This is a genomic window from Escherichia sp. WS3227_2 (assembly GCF_046486495.1).
GTDB lineage: Bacteria > Pseudomonadota > Gammaproteobacteria > Enterobacterales > Enterobacteriaceae > Escherichia > Escherichia coli.
The window spans coordinates 1-3,826 of the sequence record NZ_JBJQLG010000039.1 but is presented as its reverse complement, the minus strand read 5'-3'; the positions used below and the strand labels follow the sequence as shown (position 1 = coordinate 3,826).

2 protein-coding genes and 1 pseudogene are annotated in these 3,826 nt (G+C 54.5%); all 3 read left to right on the top strand.

Translation table 11 applies throughout. From position 1 onward, the window contains the following. A partial coding sequence (locus ACJHXB_RS24670; protein ID WP_407631309.1) for an RHS repeat-associated core domain-containing protein occupies nt 1–950 on the top strand: 950 nt, incomplete at its 5' end. Between the two features lie 12 nt (nt 951–962). After that, complete coding sequence (locus ACJHXB_RS24665) at nt 963–1,412, top strand: hypothetical protein (RefSeq protein ID WP_001605072.1); 450 nt, start codon at nt 963–965, stop codon at nt 1,410–1,412. Between the two features lie 76 nt (nt 1,413–1,488). Next, nucleotides 1,489–3,826: pseudogene (locus ACJHXB_RS24660) on the top strand (DUF6531 domain-containing protein); the annotation flags it as partial.

The window sequence follows — 3,826 nt, the reverse complement described above, 5'->3', positions numbered from 1 at the left end:
TCCCGGCAGAACTTGTGAGGATGCTGGACAGGCTGGAGGGGGAAATCCGGGCAGACCGCGTGAGCAGTGAAAGCCGCCAGTGGCTGGCACAGTGCGGGCTGACGGTGGAGCGGCTGGCGGCACAGATAGAGCCGGTTTATTTACCTGAGCGAAAAATTCATCTTTATCACTGTGACCACCGGGGGCTGCCGCTGGCGCTCATCAGTACCGAAGGAGCAACGGAATGGCGTGGGGAATATGATGAATGGGGCAACCTGCTGAATGAGGAGAACCCGCATCACCTGCACCAGCCATACCGTCTGCCGGGGCAGCAGCATGATGAGGAATCAGGACTGTACTATAACCGGAACCGGTACTATGACCCGCTACAGGGGAGGTATATCACCCAGGATCCAATCGGGCTAAGAGGTGAATGGAATCTGTATAAATATCCATTAAACCCTGTTCGGTTTATAGATTCTTTGGGTTTAAAATTCCATGTTAACGGTGATCCAAGTGATTTTAATCAGGCTGTTGAGTATTTAAAACAAGATTCACGAATGAAAGAAGCTATAGATTTTTTATCAAGCTCTGAAGAAACCATAAAGATAGAGTATATTGATGAAACCGACGTTAGATTTGACCCGGATAAAATGACTATATATTGGAATGGTAAGGCGGCTTTATTTTGTTCAACTGATTTAAAATCGAAATCACAATCACCTGCATTAGGTTTGGGGCATGAGTTTGCTCATGCGCACTTATATCTTATTGATAAGGATGGTTATATGGGGCTTGTGAGACGTGCGGATGAACAATATAAAAATAAAGAAGAGGCGAGAGTTATCACTTTAATTGAACAGCATGCGGCGAAAACTTTAGGTGAGTGTACCAGAACAGCATATAATGGAGTGTATTATCGTGTGAATACACCAACGCAGACGGCAACAATAAATGGCACGCCAGAATAGTGATATTTTTTTATGATGAAATATTTGATGGTTTTATTGTCTCTATTTTCTGCTTCGGTATTGGGGATGGGGCGAGTGAATGAATTGTGTGGAATAGATAGTGTGAAAACGATAGAAATAATTAATCTTCCAGCATATGTTACCACCTTAACCCCGCTTAGCAAGGAAGGTCTCAAGAGAATATACAAACATAAAGTGGTGGTGAATGGGGTTAGCGATTTTTATGCTGGTGAGATAATTGATTTATTGCAAATGAAGTATTTCAGGAAGGAGGAGAATAACGATATAAGATGGGGGGTTGACATTGTTTCGAATAAAAATAATAAATGTGAAATTTATTTTGATGGTTTTGGTGAATGTGGAAGTGTGAATGGCATTAACGTATGTTTTGAAAAAAATGAAATGATAGATTGGATTAAAAAAGAAATCCCTTTTCTGTCGCAAGAAATAGGTGGGCTTTAAATGGTAGGGCAATATTCAAAGACAGTATAGGTAACTATTTGTATGGACATGTAAGGTAAAAGAAAAGGAATAAACCATGAGCGGAAAACCGGCGGCGCGGCAGGGTGACATGACCCGCAAGGGACTGGATATTGTGCAGGGTTCAGCAGGGGGGCTGATAGGTGCGCCGACAGGAGTGGCCTGCTCGGTGTGTCCGGGAGGGATTACCTATGCTAACCCGGTGAACCCGCTACTGGGTGCGAAGGTGCTGCCGGGCGAGACGGACCTTGCGCTGCCCGGCCCGCTGCCGTTTATTCTTTCTCGCGCTTACAGCAGCTACCGAACCAGGACACCCGCGCCGGTGGGGGTGTTTGGTCCCGGCTGGAAAGCCCCCTTCGATATCCGCTTACAGATACGCGATGAAGGCCTGATACTCAACGACAGTGGCGGCAGGAGTATTCACTTTGAACCCCTGTTTCCCGGCGAGATAAGTTACAGCCGCAGTGAGTCGTTCTGGCTGGCGCGGGGCGGGGTGGCGGAGCAGCACAGTTCGCAGCCGCTAAGCGCGCTCTGGCAGGTGCTGCCGGAAGATGTTCGCCTGAGTCCGCATGTGTACCTGGCGGCAAACAGCCTTCAGGGGCCGTGGTGGATACTCGGCTGGCCGGAGCGGGTGCCGGAGGCGGACGAAGTGCTGCCGCCGGAGCCGCCTGCATACCGGGTGCTGACGGGCGTGGTGGACGGTTTCGGGCTTTCACTGGCTTTCCACCGCGAGGCCGCAGGCGAACTGGCTGGCGAAATCACCAGGGTGACGGACGGCGCGGGCCGTCGTTTTCACCTGGCGCTGACCACGCAGGCGCAGCGGGCGGAAGCCTTCCGTAAACAGCGCGCCACGTCTTTATCTTCCCCTGCAGGTCCCCGTTCTGCTTCCTCTTCTTCAGCTTTCCCCGACACGCTGCCCGCCGGTACAGAATACGGTGCCGATAACGGTATCCGGCTGGAGGCGGTGTGGCTGACACACGACCCGGCATACCCGGATGAACAGCCGACTGCGCCGCTGGCGCGCTACACGTACACGGCCAGCGGAGAACTGCGGGCGGTGTATGACCGCAGCGGGACGCAGGTGCGCGGGTTTACTTATGATGCGGAGCACGCCGGGCGGATGGTGGCGCACCATTATGCAGGGAGGCCGGAGAGCCGCTACCGGTATGATGATACCGGTCGGGTGACGGAGCAGGTCAACCCGGAGGGACTGGACTACCGCTTTGAGTACGGGCAGGACCGTGTGACCATCACGGACAGCCTGAACCGGCGGGAGGTGCTGTACACGGAAGGCGAAGGTGGCCTGAAGCGGGTGGTGAAGAAGGAGCATGCGGACGGGAGCATCACCCGCAGCGAGTATGATGAGGCGGGGAGGCTGAAGGCGCAGACGGATGCGGCGGGGCGGCGGACGGTGTACCGGCTGCATATGGCGTCTGGAAAGCTGACTTCAGTGATACTGCCGGACGGCAGGACGGTGCGGTATGGCTATAACAGCCAGTTGTAACTGACTTCAGTGACATATCCGGATGGTTTACGCAGCAGCCGGAAATATGACCGTCAGGGCCGACTGGCAGAAGAGACCTCGCGCAACGGTAACATTACGCGCTGGTTTTATGACTCCCCCCCGCAGTAGCCTGCCCGGCGCGGTGGAAGACGGAATCGGGGTAACGCGGAGAATAACGCGAAACCGGTACGGTCAGCTTCGGACCTTCACGGACTGCTCGGGGTACATGACGCGGTATGAGTATGACCGGTACGGTCAACAAATCGCCGTTCACCGGGAGGAAGGTCTCAGTATTTATAGTCTCTATGACAGCCGCGGCAGGCTGACAGGGCAGAAGGATGCGCAGGGGCGTGAAACCCGTTATGAGTACAGTGCCGCAGGCGACCTGACAGCAACGATATCACCGGACGGTAAACGCAGCACCATCGCATATGATAAACGCGGGCGTCCGGTGAGTGTGACGGAAGGCGGGCTGACGCGCAGCATGGGGTATGACGCTGCCGGGCGCATCACCGTGCTGACCAACGAGAACGGCAGCCGGAGTGAATTTACCTACGATGTGCTGGACCGCCTGACGGAGCAGCGCGGCTTTGATGGCAGGACACAGCGTTACCGGTACAGCGCCACAGGGCAGCTCATCCGCAGCGAGGATGAGGGGCAGGTCACGCAGTGGTACTACGATGAAGCAGACCGCATCACGCACCGGACGGTGAACGGCGACCCGGCAGAGCAGTGGCAGTAGGATGAGCACGGGTGGTTAACCACCCTCAGCCATACCAGTGAAGGCCACCGTGTGGCGGTCCACTACGGCTATGACGATAAAGGCCGTCTGACCAGTGAGCGCCAGACGGTGAAGAACCCGGAGACGGGGGAACTGCTGTGGCAGCATGAG